Below are 17,369 nucleotides of genomic sequence, written 5' to 3'. Positions count from 1 at the left end.
AAATTTATTATGACGAGCAAACAAAGAAGCTATTTAAAAAGCCTCGCGAGCAATATTGACCCTATATTTCAAATCGGCAAGTCCAGCCTGACGCCGGAAGTGACGGAGGCAGTAGCAGAAGCCTTCAATACGAGAGAGCTTATCAAGGTCGCTGTATTAAAGAACTGCATGGACGAACCGAAGTCTATTGCCGAAGTTCTTGCAGAACGTACCCACTCCCAGGTAGTTCAGGTAATCGGCAAAAAAATCGTATTGTATAAAGAAAGCAAAGATCACAAGAAAATTATTCTGCCTTCATGACTTAACGTATGAAAGGGGATGCTGTTTTATGGAAAAGTACAGAAAAAAAACCGGAATCATGGGAGGCACCTTCAATCCTATCCATATAGGCCATCTGCTGCTTGCTGAAACGGCAAGGGAAGCGCTCGAACTTAACGATGTACTCTTCATACCGAGCGGGTGTTCCTATATGAAAGAAGGAACTGATGTTGCGGATAAACGGATGCGTCTTGCCATGACAAGGCTTGCCATTGAGGATAATCCGTCTTTTAAGCTGTCTGCCATAGAGGTGGAAAGGGAGGGCAATACCTACACCTACGAAACCCTTCTTCTTTTACGAAGAGAAGAACCGGATACCGAGTTTTATTTCATAGTGGGAGCAGACAGCCTGTTTCATTTAGAAGGCTGGAAAGAATCACGGCTTATTTTCGAAAACTGCACGATACTTGCGGCAATACGGGACGATAAAGGCCATAAGGAGCTTACGGAGCAAATGGAATACCTGACCCAAAAATACGACGCCCGCATTCTTCCCCTTCCAATGAAGGAAATTCCTGTTTCCTCTACAGATATTCGCAACAGAAGGAGGGAGCAGCTTTCTATCCGTTATCTGGTTCCTGATAAAGTAATTGCTTACATGGATGAAAATCGTTTATACTATAAATAAAACAGAGAAAAATCCCCTAAGATAATGGAGGTTGAAACGGATGCGATCTAAGTCTTCCAATATAAAGAAAATTCGACGGGCCATGGAGAAAACCTTGGACGACAAACGCTTCGAGCACACCTTGGGAGTGGCTTATACGGCGGCAGCCCTAGCGATGCGCTACGGCGCAGATATCACAAAGGCACAGACGGCAGGAATGCTTCACGACTGTGCAAAATGCTTAAGCAATGAAAAAAGATTATCGATATGTGAAAAGCACAATATCAGTGTAAACGACATCGAGAGGAATAATCCGTTTTTACTGCATGCGAAGGTGGGAAGCTATATTGCCATGCAGAAATATAATATCCGGGATACGGACACAATAAATGCCATTTTAAACCATACCACAGGCAGGCCTGACATGTCCCTCTTGGAAAAGATCGTGTATGTATCCGATTATATCGAGCCTGTAAGAAAGCAGGCACCTAATCTGTCGGAAATCAGAAGACTGGCGTTTGTTGATTTGGATGAAGCGCTGCTTCATATTTTAGGAGATACCCTTATCTATTTGAACACAATTGACGGAGATATCGACCCGATGACACAGAAGACTTATGACTTTTATAAAAATCGGGCAGAAATGAATAAGAAAGAAGGAAATTTGAATGAATAAAGAAGAATCCAAGAAAATGACAAAACTCGCCATCGAGGCGTTAGAGGATAAAAAAGCAGAGGATATACGAGTTATCGATATTAGCGATGTATCGATCATCGCCGATTATTTCATTATTGCGAGCGGCACCAACAGAAGTCAGATACAGGCACTTTCCGACAACGTGGAGGAAAAGCTTGGCAGAGCCGGACTTAACCTTAAGCAAATGGAAGGATACGATACCGCCAATTGGGTATTGCTTGACTTTGGCGATATCATCGTACATGTTTTCGATAAGGAAAACCGCCTGTTTTATGATCTTGAGCGCATTTGGCGCGACGGAAAGCAGATAAGCTTATCCGAGGTGACGGAAGGCTGAGAGGACTTGAAATAAGGATTGGATAACCATGAAAAGATATATAGGAGATAAAAAGTTCTATATGATGGTACTGGCAGTAGCCATACCCATTATGATTCAGAACGGAATTACAAACTTTGTCAGCCTGCTTGACAATATTATGGTCGGGCGGGTAGGGACGGAACAAATGTCCGGCGTAGCAATCGTTAACCAGCTCATATTTGTATTCAATATCTGCATCTTCGGAGGCGTCTCCGGTGCAGGTATTTTTACGGCCCAATTTTTCGGAAGCGGTGATCATAAAGGGGTACGGGATACCTTTCGTGTAAAAGTTCTGATCAGCGTAGGAATAACGATAATAGGCCTTGCTGTATTTTCGCTTTACGGCGAGCGCTTAATCGGCCTCTATCTGCACGAAACTAACGATTCAGAAGCTATTAGCGCAACACTTATGTATGCGAAGCAGTATTTGCGTATTATGATGTTGGAAATGATGCCTTTCGCTTTCGTTCAGGCATACGCCTCCACTCTGCGTGAGACAGGAGAGACTGTTATTCCGATGAAAGCAGGAATTGCTGCTGTATTTGTCAATCTTGTTTTAAATTACATATTGATTTACGGCAAGTTCGGAGCACCTGCCCTGGGAGTGGAAGGAGCGGCAATCGCCACTACCATTGCCCGTTTTGTGGAATTTGGAATTATCGCCGGTTGGACATACAAGCACAGAGAGGTGCACCGGTTTATTGAGGGGGCATACCGCAGTTTCCATATACCTGCGCATCTTATCGGGAAAGTAGCTATATTGGGGACTCCCCTTATGGTGAATGAAATCCTCTGGGCCAGCGGTCAGGCAGTGCTCACCCAATGCTATTCGGTGCGGGGACTCTCCGTAGTAGCGGCATTCAATATTTCTTCCACTATATCCAATGTGTTCAACGTAGTGTTCATTGCTATGGGAAGTTCTGTGGGAATTATCGTAGGTCAGCTTCTGGGGGCCGGCAAGATGGAGGAAGCGAAGGAAACGGACAGAAAGCTCATCTTTTTCTCTGTGGCAAGCTGCGTGGGAATCGGGCTGCTCATGTCACTTGTAGCACCGTTTTTCCCGGTAATTTACAATACGACAACGGAAATACGTCAGCTAGCCTCCCGTTTTATCATGATTGCGGCTTTGTGCATGCCTTTGTATGCCTTTACCCATGCTACTTATTTTACCCTGCGCTCAGGAGGAAAAACATGGATTACCTTTTTCTTCGACAGTGTATACGTATGGGTAGTGAATATTCCACTGGCCTTTGTGTTGACCAGATATACTGGCATTTATATTATCGTGCTGTATCTGTTCTGTCAGCTCATCGATATTATCAAGTGTATCATAGGCTTTGTGCTTGTGAAAAAAGGCGTCTGGATACAGAAGATTATCGAAGTGGAAAAATAGTTACTGTTAACTTGTCTATGTAAAGCGGTGCTTCAAAAAAAGAAGCGCCGTTTTTGCTTAACATAAGAGCAATCCACTATGCGTGTTGCCCTTATGTTAAGACCAGAAAAGTCCGCTTCGCGCACTTCTCCTGATTTAATCTCTTCTTGTTCCTCCGACATACATATAAAAGGTAATGAGATATAAACCGCAAATTCCGACCAAAGCATATATGATTCTGGATATCCAAGACATACTGCCGAATATAAGGGCTACCAAATCGAAATTAAAAAAGCCGATGAGCCCCCAGTTGATCGCTCCAATAATAACAATTGTCAAAGCGATACAATCTAGTACTTTATTATTCATGACGAGACCTCCATTCAAGAATTTTTTTGTATCGGTTTTATTTTCCCCATTCCCATTGCATTTATGTATATTAATGCAAAATTTTCTGCGTATTTTGCTTAATTTACATAAAATGTTTAAAATAACATTGACAAAAATTTTTATTCAGAGTAAGATTATTCGAAAATGATAGTATACTAGTATACATTCAAAAATTATTTTTGAGGAGGAAAAATGTATGAAAAGGTTTATGAGTATTGCAATGGCTTCGGCTATGGCTATGACTTTGTTTGCCGGCTGCGGAAGTACGGCATCGGAAGGTACGGATGCTGCAGCAGGTACGGATACGACAGCTACAGCTGATACAGCTGCTGAAGGTACAGATGCGACGGCTGAGGGTACAGCGGCGGCAGGAGAGAGTGCTGCGGGCGGTGTGTTTAAAATCGGCGGAATCGGACCTACCACCGGAGGTGCTGCGGTATACGGTATGGCGGTACAAAATGCGGCTCAGCTCGCAGTGGATGAAATTAATGCAGCCGGAGGTATCGGCGGCTATCAGATAGAATTCAAGTTCGAGGACGATGAGAATGATCCTGAGAAATCAGTAAATGCTTATAATACGCTGAAGGACTGGGATATGCAGATACTTATGGGAACGGTTACCAGCGGATGCTGCGTGGCTGTCGTTGAGAAGACATCAGCCGACAATATGTTCCAGTTAACTCCCTCCGGTTCTTCAATAGAAGCAATTAAATATGACAATGCATTCCGCGTGTGCTTCTCCGATCCTAACCAAGGTATGGCTTCCGCGAAGTACATCGGAGACAATGCGGTAGCGACAAAGGTTGCTGTTATCTATGACAGTTCGGATATCTATTCTTCCGGAATTTATCAGAAATTTGTGACAGAATCGGCAAGTCAGCCGTTTGAAATTGTTTCGGCAGAAGCTTTCACCGCAGACAGCAAGACGGACTTCTCCGTACAGCTTCAGAAAGCAAAGGATAGCGGCGCAGATCTTGTATTCCTGCCTATTTACTACACAGAAGCGTCCTTGATCCTTTCTCAGGCTGCCACGATGAATTATTCACCTATTTTCTTCGGATGCGACGGTCTGGACGGCATCCTCGATGTTGAAAACTTCGATACTTCTTTGGCGGAAGGCGTTATGCTCCTTACACCCTTTGCAGCAGATGCACAGGATGAGCTGACACAGAATTTTGTAACAACGTTCAAAGAAAAATTCGGAGATACCCCGAACCAGTTTGCGGCAGATGCTTATGATGCCATCTATGCGATTAAAGCAGCGGCAGAAAAAGCAGGGCTTACTCCCGATATGGATGCGTCTGCAATATGTGACGCTATGAAAACGGCAATGACTCAGATTACTCTGGACGGTCTTACCGGTGTGGGCATGACATGGGATGCTTCCGGTGAGCCGAACAAAGCTCCCAAGGCTGTTAAGATTGAGAACGGCGTATACGTAGCTATGTAATAATGAAATGGCCAAAGAGGGATACTATAAAGCGCAGTCCATGCGCTTTGGTATCCCTTTTGTTAATATCTCTTTTGTTCTTTCATTTTCTTGCGTGTAAAGGGGATTAATGTTATAATTTGATTTTACGGGGTATAAAAAATACGAAGAGGTGTTTCTTATGAGCTTTATTTCTTATTTAATCAACGGCATCAGTCTCGGCAGCGTATATGCGATTATTGCTCTGGGCTATACGATGGTTTACGGTATTGCAAAAATGCTTAATTTCGCCCATGGCGATGTAATTATGGTAGGAGCTTTTATCGTATTTACCATAGTGAGTACCCTTAGTCTGCCTCCTGTTCTCGGCATAGCGACTGCAATTATCGTTTGTACTGTGTTTGGTATAACGATTGAACGGGTCGCATATAAGCCGCTTCGTAACGCCGCTTCTCCTTTGGCGGTTTTGATTACGGCTATCGGCGTCAGCTATCTGCTCCAGAACTTGGCATTGCTCATTTTCGGGGCAAATACCAAATCTTTTACTTCTGTTGTTGCTGTCAAACCGCTGAAATTTGCGGATGGCAATATGGTAATTTCAGGAGAGACAATTGTGACCATTGTGGTAGGAATCATAGTTATGATTTTGCTTACCTTATTCATAAATAAGACGAAGGCAGGACAAGCGATGTTAGCCGTATCCGAGGATAAAGGCGCAGCATCGTTAATGGGAATCAACGTGAACAAGACGATAGCCCTTACCTTCGCTATCGGTTCTGCGTTAGCCGCCGTAGCAGGCGTGCTTCTCTGTTCTGCATATCCGTCCCTGACGCCCTATACGGGAGCAATGCCCGGCATTAAGGCGTTTGTGGCCGCAGTATTCGGAGGAATCGGCTCCGTTCCCGGCGCTATGATCGGCGGTATTTTATTGGGTATTATCGAGATTTTGGGAAAGGCTTATATTTCCTCCCAAATGGCGGACGCTATTGTTTTTGCGGTATTGATTATCGTCCTTCTCGTGAAGCCTACCGGTATTTTAGGAAAGAAAATACAGGAGAAAGTGTAAGGTGCTGTCATGAATAAAACATCCGGGATATATCCCCATAAACTAAACAAAATAACAAAAAACAACTTCATCACTTATTTGATGGTACTGGTATTATATATTGCAGTTCAGCTATTATTAGTTACCGGCAATGTTTCCAGCCTGATGGAGGGCCTTTTGGTCCCTCTTTGCATTTATGTGATGTTAGCAATATCACTTAATCTGACCGTAGGCATTTTAGGAGAGCTCAGCTTGGGACATGCGGGTTTTATGTGTGTAGGTGCATTTGCCGGCGCTTTTTTCTCGAAGTGCATGAACGGTGCCATGCCTGATGGAGTACGATTTATTACCGCACTTCTTATCGGAGCTGTTTCAGCAGGGATTTTCGGTATTTTAATCGGCATCCCTGTTCTTAGACTGAAGGGTGACTATCTGGCCATCGTTACGTTAGCCTTCGGTGAAATTATTAAGAACCTTGTAAATGTTATGTATATAGGAAGAGATAAAAACGGCTTTCATTTTTCCATGAAGGATTTCTTTTCCCTGAATATGGATGCAGAAGGAGAGGTCATAGTAAACGGTGCACAGGGCATTACCGGAACTCCCCACGATGCCAGCTTTACCATGGGAGTCATTCTGATATTCTTATCCTTGATCATTATATTGAATCTGATTCATTCGAGGGACGGACGGGCAATTATGTCCATCCGTGATAACCGCATTGCGGCGGAATCTATCGGAATCAATATTACCAAATATAAATTGATGGCGTTTTCCCTATCTGCGGCGATTGCAGGCGTAGCGGGAGTGCTGTATGCCCACAATTTATCGACCCTTACCGCGCTTCCTAAGAATTTCGGCTACAACATGTCCATTATGATTCTCGTATTCGTGGTGCTGGGTGGCATCGGGAATATCAGAGGCTCTATTATTTCAGCAATTGTTCTCACCTTACTGCCTGAGCTTCTAAGAGGTCTAAGTGACTACCGAATGCTCATTTACGCGATTGTATTGATCGTTATGATGTTATTTAACTGGAGTCCGAAAGCGATTGAATGGAAAGAGCGCATGAAGGAGAAGTATTTCCCTAAGAAACTTTCCAAAGGAAAGGAGGTTAAATAGCTATGGCGTTACTGGAAGTTAAAAATTTAACCATTTCTTTTGGCGGGCTGAGAGCGGTGGACGACTTTAAGATCGAAATAAAAGAAGGACAGCTATACGGTCTGATCGGACCTAACGGTGCCGGAAAAACTACGGTATTCAATCTCCTGACAGGGGTGTATAAGCCCAACGAAGGAATTATCAAATTGGACGGGCAGGACATTACCGGCCTGAAGACTATGGATATCAATAAGGCCGGCATCGCCAGAACATTTCAGAACATCCGTCTTTTTAAGGCCTTGTCGGTATTGGATAATGTAAAAGCAGGGCTTCATAACACATACCATTATTCAGCGATAGAGGGAATTCTCAGGCTTCCTTCGTATTTCAGGGTGGAAAAAGAAATGAATGAGCGGGCGATGGAGCTTTTGAAGGTCTTTGATCTGGACAAGGAAGCTGATTATCTGGCTTCCAATCTTCCCTACGGAAAGCAGCGTAAATTAGAAATTGCCAGGGCATTAGCAACGAATCCCAAGCTGCTGCTTCTCGACGAACCTGCGGCAGGTATGAATCCGAATGAAACCGGAGAGCTGATGGACACGATTCGTTTTGTAAGAGATGAATTCAAGATGACCATTTTATTGATAGAGCACGATATGAAATTAGTTTCCGGCATTTGCGAAGAGCTGACGGTACTCAATTTCGGCCGCGTTCTCACGCAGGGTAAAACGGGAATGGTGCTCAACGATCCTCAAGTAATTACAGCATATCTTGGAGAATAGGAGGAAACAGTAAAATGGCAATGCTTGAAATCAGGGATCTGGAAGTGTATTACGGCGTAATTCAGGCGATTAAGGGTATTTCCTTCGACGTAAACGAGGGAGAGGTTATTGCGCTGATCGGCGCCAATGGTGCCGGAAAGACAACAATCCTCCATACGATAACCGGATTGCTTTCTGCAAAGACAGGAAGCATTACCTTTGAAGGACAGGATATTACAAAGATTCCCGGGTATAAAATCGTATCTATGGGAATGGCCCATGTTCCGGAGGGAAGAAGAGTTTTTTCAGAGCTTACCGTACTGCAGAATCTGAAAATGGGAGCATATACACGTAAGGATAAAAGTGAAATTGAAAATACATTAAAATCTGTTTATAAAAGGTTTCCTCGTCTGGAGGAGCGCCAGAATCAAGTTTCAGGTACACTCAGCGGCGGAGAGCAGCAGATGTTAGCGATGGGAAGAGCTCTTATGTCACATCCCAAAATCATTCTTATGGATGAACCTTCCATGGGCTTATCACCTATTTTTGTAAATGAGATTTTCGATATTATCAGGGAAGTAAGTGAAAGCGGTACAACGGTCCTTTTGGTGGAACAGAATGCAAAGAAAGCGCTTTCCATCGCAGATCGCGCTTATGTGCTCGAAACGGGCAATATCGTGCTGGAAGGAAAAGCAAGCAATCTTTTAAACGATGATTCCATAAAAAAGGCTTATCTTGGCGAAGTGTAATTAGGAGGCAGGCTATGAATAATAAAGTGGTTATAACAATTGCAAGACAGTATGGGAGCGGCGGACGTACCATAGGGGAAATGCTGTCCAAAGATTTAAACGTCCACTATTACGATAGGGAGCTGCTTAAGCTGGCTTCCGAGGAAAGCGGAATAAATGAAAGGCTCTTTGTCAATGCCGATGAAAAAGTAAAAATGACAAACCTGCTAAGGATAGTCAAAAGCGTGTATACCGGACAATTGATTCCTCCGGAAAGCGACGATTTCATCTCGGATAACAATTTATTTAACTATCAGGCGAAGATTGTCAAGCAGCTTGCACAAGACGAATCCTGCGTCATAATCGGGCGCTGCGCCGATTACGTGTTAAAGGACAATGACAATGTACTTAGCGTCTTTATCCATGCTCCGAAGGATTACTGTATGGAACAGGCCGCCAAAAAAGTCAGCATGTCATCTAAAGAGCTGGAAAAATATATCGCCAAAATTGATAAAAGCAGAGCAGAATACTATAAGTATTACACGGGAAGAGAGTGGACGGATGCCAGAAACTATGATTTATGTCTGGATAGCTCTAAATTAGGCTTCGATCGCTGTGTGGAGGAGATAAAGTCGTATATCAATGTGAGGTTCCATGACTGATAGGAACTGAGAGTTTATAGGTTAATGTCAGGGCAGGATTTATTTTAATCTTGCCCTGTTTTAGTTTATTTGTTCATATTGTCAATAAAGTCCTTTTTCTTTGCGGTAATTTGTACCCATGCCGGTAGAAATCCGCTCTTTATTGCATTTCCGGCTGATTTTATGTTCGACCATGCACAGCAGTAGAAGGGAACCTTTTTTCGATTAAGGATTTCCGTTGCGAGGGTACTGGTTAGAGATGACGCTATTCCTTGGCGTCTGTACTCCGGCAGCACGTCAACGCCTATTTGCCACATGGTATCGCAGTCTGCCGAACATCCGGCAAGACCAACCAGCTTTTCGTTTTCGAATGCGCCTACGGCTAATACATCCAGATGCTTACGATTTTCACAAAGCGCATTACTCCATTCCGGTAAATAGCAGACGGCAAAATCATTTGGATGCATGATCTTTAAGTGGTATTTACATGCAATTGGCTTGATACTATTCATATCCGGCAAAAAGTACTCTGCCATAAAACAAATATTTAAGTCAAATGGTTTAAGATTTTCCATTAAGGTGAGTAGATTTGGCGTTTCAAAACAATGTTCGATAGGATATTTATCTATATAATTCCTTACAATATCGACCAGTTCTGCCGATACGGAGGCAACAATATTATTTCCATATGAAGTTAAATCACAATAAAAGGGCAGTTCTAAATATCTTCTGGCGGCGGCTTGTTTTCCGGAAATTACGACCTTATTATCTGTACAGAGAAAATCATCGGCTTGACAGCAGCTGTCTATTGCCGATTGCTGCATTGCAATTTTCATTATTTCATTATTTGTCATAATTGCTTCCTTTCGTATAATGTTAAATGCATCGTTGCTTTCTGAATAATATCGTACCATATTTTTTATTGTTTTTCTATGGTGCCAAGTGTGAAAAGAAATTCTAAGCTGATAAGGTACATCATCTAAGAATTTCTATAGTTTCACACGGAAGAAGCCTCTCTGAGTCTTCTTCACGGATTGTTTGTGCCGCAGCGCAGCATATTCACAAGGTTGATACATAAACACAAAAATAAAAACGTCTTGTGAAGGCACTGTCACCGGCACAAAACGTTTTTTATTTTTAACTTTTATTATCGACTTTTTATTTCATCAAACGGAACACGCCGAATACCTTACCTAAAATCTGACAATCATCTACAATAATGGGATCCATAAAGTCATTCTCCGGCTGTAAACGGATATGACCGTCTTCCTTGTAAAAGGTCTTAACAGTAGCAGAATCCTCTACAAGAGCCACAATCATTTCGCCGTTTGAAGCAGAATTGCAGGCATTGACAAAAATCTGGTCACCGTTGTAAATGCCTACATTTATCATGGAATCTCCTTTTACCCTTAAGACAAACGACTCTCCAGAGGGTACGAGTTCCGCCGGAACGGGAAAGTAACTCTCGATATTTTCCTCCGCTAAAATCGGCTGTCCCGCCGCCACCTGACCGATAATCGGAAGGCTGACCATTTCAGTCCGAACCATTTGGAAACTATCATCACATATCTCAATTGCACGCGGTTTCGTAGGGTCTCTTCTAATGTATCCATTCTTCTCCAAGGTTTCCAAGTGAGAGTGTACCGATGAAGTAGACTTCAAGTTGACCGCTTCACAAATCTCACGAACAGCCGGAGGATAACCTCTAGTTAAAATGATTTCCTTTATATATTCTAAAATTTCTTTTTGCTTATTTGTAATCTTACCATACCCCATATTGGACCTCCCGTTTCTTCGAAATAGTATCTTTATCGATAAAATTTATTTAATTGAATTCAGTATAGCATAAGAAAATCAAAAAAGCAAACATATATTCCAAATATTTGTTCGATTTTTTGCATAAAAGGCTTGACACCAGAATATCTGTTCGGTATAATCCATTTATAGAACAAATGTTTGAAACGTTTGTTCGCACTGAACTCTATCAAAGGTTTTGACAGGGCCTATGTAAAGATAACTTACATATAGCATATGATTTTAGGTTCCCAATAAGAAGCGCGAAAGGAGCGTGGTTGCAAATGGGTAAAAGCGAAAGAAGAATTTTAAACAATAAACTGAGAAGGAAACGTCAGCGAAGAAAGAATATGTTTTTATTTGCAATGACATTTTTTCTCGTAGCAACTTTATCCTTTGGGGTCAATGTTTTTTTATCCAACGCGAAGTCTGGTTCTGACGATATTGAATATAAATATTACAAAAGTATCATTATACAACGCGGTGATACGCTAATATCCATCGCTTCTGCGTACATGGATGACAATTATGCATCAGCGGAAAGCTATGTAAATGAATTGATAAAGATAAATGGTCTGCGCGATGATAAAATTGTTGCTGGAAATTATCTTATCATTCCTTACTATTCTGCGGAGTTTATTAATGGTTCCCTATAATATATAAGAGTGCTTTATATAATGCTGAAACAAATCATTGAAAAAAGTAAATACTGATAATTATATAATATTTCAAGAATAATCTTCCAATAAAAAAAGCGTCATGTCAAATGAAAAACTCTATTTATTAGACAAAAAATCTAATGAAAGGGTTTTTTTATATTATAGGAAAGACATTACTGTTGCTTGGCTGCGAAAGTGTACGAAGCACATTTTTGTCTTTCAAAAAAATGCATAGCATAGAATTAGAATTAGAAATTACATAAAAAAATACAATAAAAACATAAAACATCTTGTATGTGACGTAAGGTAATGAATTATAATGTAGACAGGAGGTGTAAATATGGAAAAACATAAAGCGATACCGGAAGGATATATGACGGTTGGCGAGGTCGGAAGGAAAATGGGTGTTACCGCCCGCACTTTGCAATACTATGACAAAGAAGGTCTTCTTTCCCCATCGTCGGAGAGTGAAGGGGGCCGCAGGCTTTATACCGACAAGGATGTAATTAAACTGTATCAAATTCTGTCACTGAAACATCTGGGATTTTCATTGGATGACATTAAAAATCGCCTAATCTCACTGGATTCTCCTACCGATGTTGCAAACGCGCTTACAGAACAAGCTGACGATATAAGGAGGAATCTGGAAGCTCTGTCAAAATCCCTAAAAGAGATAGAAACTCTGCGAGCAGAAGTATTGCAAATGAAATCGGTAGATTTTAAGAAATATGCTGACATTATCGTGAATCTGCAAATGAAAAATGAATTCTACTGGCTTATTAAACATTTCGATGATGAGACCCTTGATCACTTTAGAAATCACTTCGATGTGGATAGCGGCTCTGCGATGGCGGAGACCTTCACACGCTTGCAGGATGAAGCAATACGGCTTCAAAAAGATGGTGTACCGCCTGAAAGCGAGAAGGGGCAAAACTTTGCCAAAGAGTTTTGGGAAATGCTTATGGGCTTTACGGGCGGAGATATGAATATGCTTTCTAAACTTATGGAAACTGAGAACCTTAATGGCCCCGACAACGAATGGAAACAAAGACAAGCGTCTGCCAGCGCTTTTATTGAACCTGCTTTGGGAGCCTATTTTACAGCATTGGATTATAATCCGCTAGAGGAGGGGGCAAAATGAGTTATGCCATACAAATTAACAGGTTAAAGAAAAATTATGGCGATCATACAGTATTGAAGGAATTAAATTTTGATGTTAAAAAAGGTGAAATCTTCGCATTGCTCGGTGTAAACGGCGCAGGCAAGACCACAGCCCTTGAATGTATTGAGAGTTTACGAAAGTATGACAGCGGCAGTATTGTGGTAAATGGCAGAATGGGCATTCAACTGCAATCGGCATCTCTCCCTGACCATATCAAACCGATGGAAGCTGTGAGATTATTTGCAAAATGGAATAAAACAAACATAGACTATTCTATGCTCGAAGCTCTTGGGATCAATGAGCTGAAGAAAAAAATGTACACAGATATGTCAACAGGGCAAAAGCGGCGTTTGCATCTTGCTCTTGCCTTAATCAGCAACCCGGATATTGTGTTTCTGGATGAGCCCACTGCCGGGCTTGATGTGGAGGGCAGAATATCGCTTCATGACCAAATACGTAAATTAAAAGAACGGGGAAAGACAATCATTTTAGCCAGCCACGATATGGCAGAGGTTGAAAGCCTATGTGACCGCATCGCCATTCTGAATGATGGTAATATTGTTTTTATGGGTACTGTTGCGGAATTAACCTCAAAAATCCGCAAACGTTATACCCTTCACATTAAAACTGAGCAAGGTGATAAAAGTTTTGAATCCGATAACATAGGAAATACTATGCTGACTTTACTTGAAGATTTCAAGCAGCGGGGAATTAATGTACTGGATATCAAAATAGACAAGGGAACGCTTGAACAGCATTTTATCGACATAGCAAGGGGGAATAGCAAATGAGTGCGTTTATGTACGGAGTAGTATTACAATGGAAACTGGATATACGAAGTAAATCACTGTTGGTTACTTGTTATGTGGTTCCTCTTTTATTCTTTGCTGTTATGGGCGGAATATTCACATCCATAAATCCGGGAGCCAAGTATACGCTTATACAATCCATGACCGTGCTGGGGGTATCAACCGGAGCACTGGTGGGCTTACCGCCTTCCCTTGTAGAGATTTATGGAAGCGATATAAAGAAAGTATACAAGGCCAATGGGGTGCCGTTGTATCTTGGTATGGTTTCGATGTTCTTATCAGCATTTATTCATATATTGATCATGTGCACTATAATATATATTGTTGCTCCTATTGCTTTTGATGCGGCACTACCAGCAAGTTTGCCGTTATATTTTGTCTCACTGGCAGCTTTTATTGCAGTATCATTAAGTATTGGATGTGTTTTGGGACTATCAGTAAAAAATCAAGCAAAACTTACCATGATCTCACAAGTAATATTTTTACCGTCTATTATGCTGTCAGGGATTATGCTCCCTGTTGATTTATTACCCGTTTTTTTTAAGATAGCAGGAAAAATATTCCCTGCGACTTGGGGATATAAAATGATGACTGACGACACTTTTTATTTTGGCAGCTTGTGGCCTTTGGCGGCCATCCTATTTGGCTCGATTATAGTATGCATTTTTCTGTTGAAAAGACTGCAAAAGACTTGAGAATTAAAAGAAAAGTATCAGAAACGAAGTCAAACCATAGAGCACATTTTTGATTGAAATGAGTAAGTATCTCTTTTAAATAGGTATGAGTAAAGAAAATATATATTGAATAAAAATTAATAATAATACCTTATTTTTATCTCTTATGATATAATATAATAAATTCTGACAACTATGTAAGGGGGATACATGATTCAAGAACTTTACTTTATATTTGAATTTGATATCTTAAATAATAGAAATCCGTCTATGATTATGTCTGGGCGGATTTTTTCTTAGTTTATCAATAATGCAGTGTAAAATTATAGAATAATGTAATTTCCCCAACGGAGGCAATATGAATTTATTCGGAAATAGGAAGAAAAAAGATTCAGAGGAGTTACAACTCTGTCTAAAGGATGAATATGGAATTGAGATATATCACGAAAAAAAATTGCTTCCGGTTGAACTGGAAGCAAAAGGCTACAGGAAATTGCCAAGCGAGGCTCTTGGACACGTAACGCAGATATTTCAATATGTACCACAACTTGCTGTTTCGCATATCAACAATGGAGCAGTTCAGGTTGCATTCAAGGAGGCAGTAGAAGGAACTTACCGGGTAATCTTGGATCCCGGTACGATTTTGGCCAAATCAAAACAAACAGCTGGTGCTTTTCGAGGCACGGAGCTAAATCAAGTAACAAATAAGGTGGCCGGGCAAGCAGAATTTATTGAGAATAGTGCAACACTGTCTGTTTCGGCAGCACCACAGGTGGCTTTAAATATTTTTAATACCGTATCTTTTGTTACCGGGCAATATTTTATGGCACAGGTTAATAAAAAGTTGTCAGATATCAAAGATGGTTTGAATCGAATTGAGCAATTTCTTGATGCGGATAAACAAAGTAAACTTAAGGCTGATTTTCAGACACTCGAAAAAGTTAATAACTGTATTCCCTCCATCAAAGACGATGAGAGTCAAAAAAATCCTACGATAACGCAGCTCAAATTAATCCAAACGCAGACGCAGGGATTTATCAACTTTTATCAAAAGCAAGCAGAAAGTGTTAGGCAAGCCGCTGATAAGAAAGATAAGGATAAAAAGATTGGGGAAATTATAAATGATATCGGAAATTATATGACTCAGTATCGGTGCGCAACATTAGCGTATTGCATGGCAAATCTTATGGAACTTTATCTGATAGATACACCTGATGCCGACTATTTTAAGGTTGTTCATGAACACCTTAAAGGAATCGTAAACCAGTATAAAGATGATTTTTCTTTATGCAGGGATGAGATGATGCTATATCTGGATTCAAATAATGCATTAAATAAAAGAAACCCAATTCAAATTGCTGCTGATGTAGTAGCGGGTGTTACTCTAACTGTAGTTACCAGAACACCATTTGGAGTTAATGCTGCCCAATATGTCGATGAAATTTTTAATGAAAAACGTAAAGAAAACAAAAAAGAAAAAATCGAGAGTCTGAAACAATATTTGGAACACTTGGGGGATACAGAACTATTAGATTCGTCTGTTAATAGCATTTCCAAGTATATCGCTGCTACCAAGAATACAATCGAACTTCTTAAGGTTGGAAATGACTATTATACCAACATTCCAGCGGAATAGGATTAGTTTTCCATACGAATCAGACAAAAATTGCAGACATGCCTGCATACATTCCTTTGCATCGGTATTTCATGGCTTGTTTTACAAAAAATCTAATAAAATATGATAGGAGGAATAATAAATTGATAGAATTTGAAAGCAAAGAACTTGGTACTATTAAATTAATAGGTGATAAAGCTGAAGAGTTTCCAATGTGGTCTATTAATCGATATATTGATGAGACTTGTAATAATTATAATAAAATTCTAATAATCACAAAAATATGTGAGCTTTTGCAAAAAGGAGCAGTTGATTCCCAGTTCGTAGTAGCCAAGAAATCGGTAATGCTCTTTCCGAAAAAGTCCATCAAAGAATTGTTCGAATACAAAGAGGAAAACTACATAAAACTAGCTACAAAAGAAAATAATCCCGAAGCTTTTTGGCATATTATTTTTAATTATAGCAGACCAATAGTATTTTTTTGGAAAGGAGATACTTTTACACCAATAATAGATTTCAAAGACGATGATGCTATTAAAGTCACATCATTAAGTTATAATTCGCCACCCCTCTTTGATATTTTTGGGGCTATAGAAACTCTTTATGATTTAGCTCTTGCCGGTAAACAAGATGAAAGGGAAGAAGAGGCGCATATAGCCAGACAGCTTGGCGAATCAGCGGATAACTATAGGAGAATTGCTTCAGCCAGCCAAGTAATTAATGATGAAAGAACTCCAAATGGCGTAAGGCAATATGCAATGAAAGGCCTTGAGGAGATACAAGAAAAACAAAATATACTAAACAAAAAGCTGGGAATAAGAATTGCCAATATCGATAAAAAGATATAAAATATTTATTTTTGATTTCATTTTTATGCCTATGATCCTTTATAAATACTGATAATTTTTGATAAAGTCCACTTCTAAAGAAATGGAGAACAAGAATGAAAAATAAAATTGCAATATTAGGTATCGTAGATGTTTTAGTATATACTATAACAGTTATTTTATATTTGATTATAAAATCGGACATGTTGTTGGTTTCTGGCGTTCTATGCCAAATTTGATTTTGGGGAACAATTCTTATTGATGAAAATTTATGGTATCTAGCACCGTTGAGATATGGGGTAGGGACAATTATCTTATGCATAGAAATGCTTCAAAACCCTTATCAGATATCATGAAAGCATATCGGTAGTAGTAGCAAAAA

20 protein-coding genes are annotated in these 17,369 nt (G+C 40.4%); 17 read left to right on the top strand and 3 right to left on the bottom strand.

The window, feature by feature from the left end; translation table 11 throughout:
• Nucleotides 1-9: 9 nt before the first annotated feature.
• The 5 genes from yhbY to CC90_RS0106740 are packed head-to-tail and all read left to right on the top strand — an operon-like array spanning nt 10 to nt 3,373.
• Nucleotides 10-300 (top strand): ribosome assembly RNA-binding protein YhbY, encoded by a 291-nt coding sequence (yhbY, locus tag CC90_RS0106760; RefSeq protein ID WP_031390035.1) that lies wholly within the window; start codon nt 10-12, stop codon nt 298-300.
• 28 nt (nt 301-328) lie between these two features.
• A complete protein-coding gene (gene nadD, locus CC90_RS0106755) occupies nt 329-946 on the top strand; it encodes a nicotinate-nucleotide adenylyltransferase (RefSeq protein ID WP_031390034.1) in 618 nt (205 codons plus the stop codon).
• 40 nt (nt 947-986) lie between these two features.
• Nucleotides 987-1,601, top strand: coding sequence for a bis(5'-nucleosyl)-tetraphosphatase (symmetrical) YqeK (gene yqeK / locus CC90_RS0106750; protein WP_031390033.1), 615 nt, complete (start codon nt 987-989; stop codon nt 1,599-1,601).
• A complete protein-coding gene (gene rsfS, locus CC90_RS0106745; RefSeq protein ID WP_031390032.1) occupies nt 1,594-1,959 on the top strand; it encodes a ribosome silencing factor in 366 nt (121 codons plus the stop codon). Before yqeK ends, rsfS begins: the two co-directional genes overlap by 8 nt.
• Nucleotides 1,960-1,987: 28 nt before the next feature.
• Nucleotides 1,988-3,373: an MATE family efflux transporter gene (locus CC90_RS0106740; protein ID WP_031390031.1), complete on the top strand. Its 1,386-nt coding sequence runs from the start codon at nt 1,988-1,990 to the stop codon at nt 3,371-3,373.
• Between the two features lie 135 nt (nt 3,374-3,508).
• Here CC90_RS0106740 and CC90_RS0106735 read toward each other — a convergent pair whose 3' ends face one another.
• Nucleotides 3,509-3,721, bottom strand: a complete 213-nt coding sequence (locus CC90_RS0106735) for a DUF378 domain-containing protein (protein WP_031390030.1) — start codon at nt 3,719-3,721, stop codon at nt 3,509-3,511.
• A 217-nt stretch (nt 3,722-3,938) separates the two neighbouring features.
• Between CC90_RS0106735 and CC90_RS0106730 the strand changes: the two genes are divergently transcribed.
• The 6 genes from CC90_RS0106730 (at nt 3,939) to CC90_RS0106705 (ending at nt 9,468) form a co-directional block, all read left to right on the top strand.
• The gene (locus tag CC90_RS0106730) at nt 3,939-5,192 is read left to right on the top strand and encodes an ABC transporter substrate-binding protein (protein ID WP_031390029.1); all 1,254 of its coding nucleotides are present in this window, start codon (nt 3,939-3,941) and stop codon (nt 5,190-5,192) included.
• Nucleotides 5,193-5,352: 160 nt separating this feature from the next.
• Nucleotides 5,353-6,237, top strand: coding sequence for a branched-chain amino acid ABC transporter permease (locus CC90_RS0106725; RefSeq protein WP_031390028.1), 885 nt, complete (start codon nt 5,353-5,355; stop codon nt 6,235-6,237).
• A 9-nt stretch (nt 6,238-6,246) separates the two neighbouring features.
• Nucleotides 6,247-7,338: a branched-chain amino acid ABC transporter permease gene (locus CC90_RS0106720; protein ID WP_031390027.1), complete on the top strand. Its 1,092-nt coding sequence runs from the start codon at nt 6,247-6,249 to the stop codon at nt 7,336-7,338.
• A gap of 2 nt (nt 7,339-7,340) precedes the next feature.
• Nucleotides 7,341-8,099 carry an ABC transporter ATP-binding protein gene (locus tag CC90_RS0106715; RefSeq protein WP_031390026.1) on the top strand — a complete coding sequence of 253 codons (759 nt, stop codon included), beginning with the start codon at nt 7,341-7,343 and terminating at the stop codon, nt 8,097-8,099.
• Between the two features lie 14 nt (nt 8,100-8,113).
• Nucleotides 8,114-8,827 carry an ABC transporter ATP-binding protein gene (locus CC90_RS0106710; protein WP_031390025.1) on the top strand — a complete coding sequence of 238 codons (714 nt, stop codon included), beginning with the start codon at nt 8,114-8,116 and terminating at the stop codon, nt 8,825-8,827.
• 14 nt (nt 8,828-8,841) lie between these two features.
• Nucleotides 8,842-9,468 (top strand): cytidylate kinase-like family protein, encoded by a 627-nt coding sequence (locus CC90_RS0106705; RefSeq protein ID WP_031390024.1) that lies wholly within the window; start codon nt 8,842-8,844, stop codon nt 9,466-9,468.
• 65 nt (nt 9,469-9,533) lie between these two features.
• Here the strand turns inward: CC90_RS0106705 and CC90_RS0106700 are convergent, their stop codons facing one another.
• Together CC90_RS0106700 and lexA are read right to left on the bottom strand one after the other, a co-directional pair.
• Nucleotides 9,534-10,301, bottom strand: a complete 768-nt coding sequence (locus CC90_RS0106700) for a GNAT family N-acetyltransferase (protein ID WP_031390023.1) — start codon at nt 10,299-10,301, stop codon at nt 9,534-9,536.
• A 304-nt stretch (nt 10,302-10,605) separates the two neighbouring features.
• On the bottom strand, nt 10,606-11,223 hold the full coding sequence (lexA, locus tag CC90_RS0106695; RefSeq protein WP_031390022.1) for a transcriptional repressor LexA: 618 nt from the start codon (nt 11,221-11,223) through the stop codon (nt 10,606-10,608).
• A gap of 302 nt (nt 11,224-11,525) precedes the next feature.
• Here lexA and CC90_RS22185 point away from each other — a divergent pair, with 302 nt between their 5' ends.
• The 6 genes from CC90_RS22185 to CC90_RS0106665 all read left to right on the top strand — a co-directional run bounded on the left by CC90_RS22185 (nt 11,526) and on the right by CC90_RS0106665 (nt 17,008).
• Nucleotides 11,526-11,897, top strand: a complete 372-nt coding sequence (locus tag CC90_RS22185) for a LysM peptidoglycan-binding domain-containing protein (RefSeq protein WP_035315216.1) — start codon at nt 11,526-11,528, stop codon at nt 11,895-11,897.
• A 343-nt stretch (nt 11,898-12,240) separates the two neighbouring features.
• On the top strand, nt 12,241-13,041 hold the full coding sequence (locus CC90_RS0106685) for a MerR family transcriptional regulator (RefSeq protein ID WP_031390020.1): 801 nt from the start codon (nt 12,241-12,243) through the stop codon (nt 13,039-13,041).
• Nucleotides 13,038-13,853, top strand: coding sequence for an ABC transporter ATP-binding protein (locus CC90_RS0106680; protein WP_031390019.1), 816 nt, complete (start codon nt 13,038-13,040; stop codon nt 13,851-13,853). The genes CC90_RS0106685 and CC90_RS0106680 overlap by 4 nt, the downstream gene beginning before the upstream one ends.
• Nucleotides 13,850-14,566 (top strand): ABC transporter permease, encoded by a 717-nt coding sequence (locus CC90_RS0106675; protein WP_031390018.1) that lies wholly within the window; start codon nt 13,850-13,852, stop codon nt 14,564-14,566. Before CC90_RS0106680 ends, CC90_RS0106675 begins: the two co-directional genes overlap by 4 nt.
• A gap of 337 nt (nt 14,567-14,903) precedes the next feature.
• Entirely contained in the window at nt 14,904-16,181 is a 1,278-nt protein-coding gene (locus tag CC90_RS0106670) for a hypothetical protein (protein WP_031390017.1), read from the top strand.
• A gap of 122 nt (nt 16,182-16,303) precedes the next feature.
• The gene (locus CC90_RS0106665) at nt 16,304-17,008 is read left to right on the top strand and encodes a hypothetical protein (protein ID WP_031390016.1); all 705 of its coding nucleotides are present in this window, start codon (nt 16,304-16,306) and stop codon (nt 17,006-17,008) included.
• The last annotated feature ends 361 nt before the right edge of the window (nt 17,009-17,369 follow it).

The organism is Kineothrix alysoides (assembly GCF_000732725.1).
Taxonomy (GTDB): domain Bacteria; phylum Bacillota; class Clostridia; order Lachnospirales; family Lachnospiraceae; genus Kineothrix; species Kineothrix alysoides.
This window is presented reverse-complemented; position numbering and strand designations above follow the sequence as displayed.

Coding starts and splice junctions, on each gene's coding strand:
- yhbY (WP_031390035.1), top strand. CDS start 10: ATGACGAGCAAACAAAGAAGCTATTTAAAAAGCCTCGCGAGCAATATT.
- nadD (WP_031390034.1), top strand. CDS start 329: ATGGAAAAGTACAGAAAAAAAACCGGAATCATGGGAGGCACCTTCAAT.
- yqeK (WP_031390033.1), top strand. CDS start 987: ATGCGATCTAAGTCTTCCAATATAAAGAAAATTCGACGGGCCATGGAG.
- rsfS (WP_031390032.1), top strand. CDS start 1,594: ATGAATAAAGAAGAATCCAAGAAAATGACAAAACTCGCCATCGAGGCG.
- CC90_RS0106740 (WP_031390031.1), top strand. CDS start 1,988: ATGAAAAGATATATAGGAGATAAAAAGTTCTATATGATGGTACTGGCA.
- CC90_RS0106735 (WP_031390030.1), bottom strand. CDS start 3,721: ATGAATAATAAAGTACTAGATTGTATCGCTTTGACAATTGTTATTATT.
- CC90_RS0106730 (WP_031390029.1), top strand. CDS start 3,939: ATGAAAAGGTTTATGAGTATTGCAATGGCTTCGGCTATGGCTATGACT.
- CC90_RS0106725 (WP_031390028.1), top strand. CDS start 5,353: ATGAGCTTTATTTCTTATTTAATCAACGGCATCAGTCTCGGCAGCGTA.
- CC90_RS0106720 (WP_031390027.1), top strand. CDS start 6,247: ATGAATAAAACATCCGGGATATATCCCCATAAACTAAACAAAATAACA.
- CC90_RS0106715 (WP_031390026.1), top strand. CDS start 7,341: ATGGCGTTACTGGAAGTTAAAAATTTAACCATTTCTTTTGGCGGGCTG.
- CC90_RS0106710 (WP_031390025.1), top strand. CDS start 8,114: ATGGCAATGCTTGAAATCAGGGATCTGGAAGTGTATTACGGCGTAATT.
- CC90_RS0106705 (WP_031390024.1), top strand. CDS start 8,842: ATGAATAATAAAGTGGTTATAACAATTGCAAGACAGTATGGGAGCGGC.
- CC90_RS0106700 (WP_031390023.1), bottom strand. CDS start 10,301: ATGACAAATAATGAAATAATGAAAATTGCAATGCAGCAATCGGCAATA.
- lexA (WP_031390022.1), bottom strand. CDS start 11,223: ATGGGGTATGGTAAGATTACAAATAAGCAAAAAGAAATTTTAGAATAT.
- CC90_RS22185 (WP_035315216.1), top strand. CDS start 11,526: ATGGGTAAAAGCGAAAGAAGAATTTTAAACAATAAACTGAGAAGGAAA.
- CC90_RS0106685 (WP_031390020.1), top strand. CDS start 12,241: ATGGAAAAACATAAAGCGATACCGGAAGGATATATGACGGTTGGCGAG.
- CC90_RS0106680 (WP_031390019.1), top strand. CDS start 13,038: ATGAGTTATGCCATACAAATTAACAGGTTAAAGAAAAATTATGGCGAT.
- CC90_RS0106675 (WP_031390018.1), top strand. CDS start 13,850: ATGAGTGCGTTTATGTACGGAGTAGTATTACAATGGAAACTGGATATA.
- CC90_RS0106670 (WP_031390017.1), top strand. CDS start 14,904: ATGAATTTATTCGGAAATAGGAAGAAAAAAGATTCAGAGGAGTTACAA.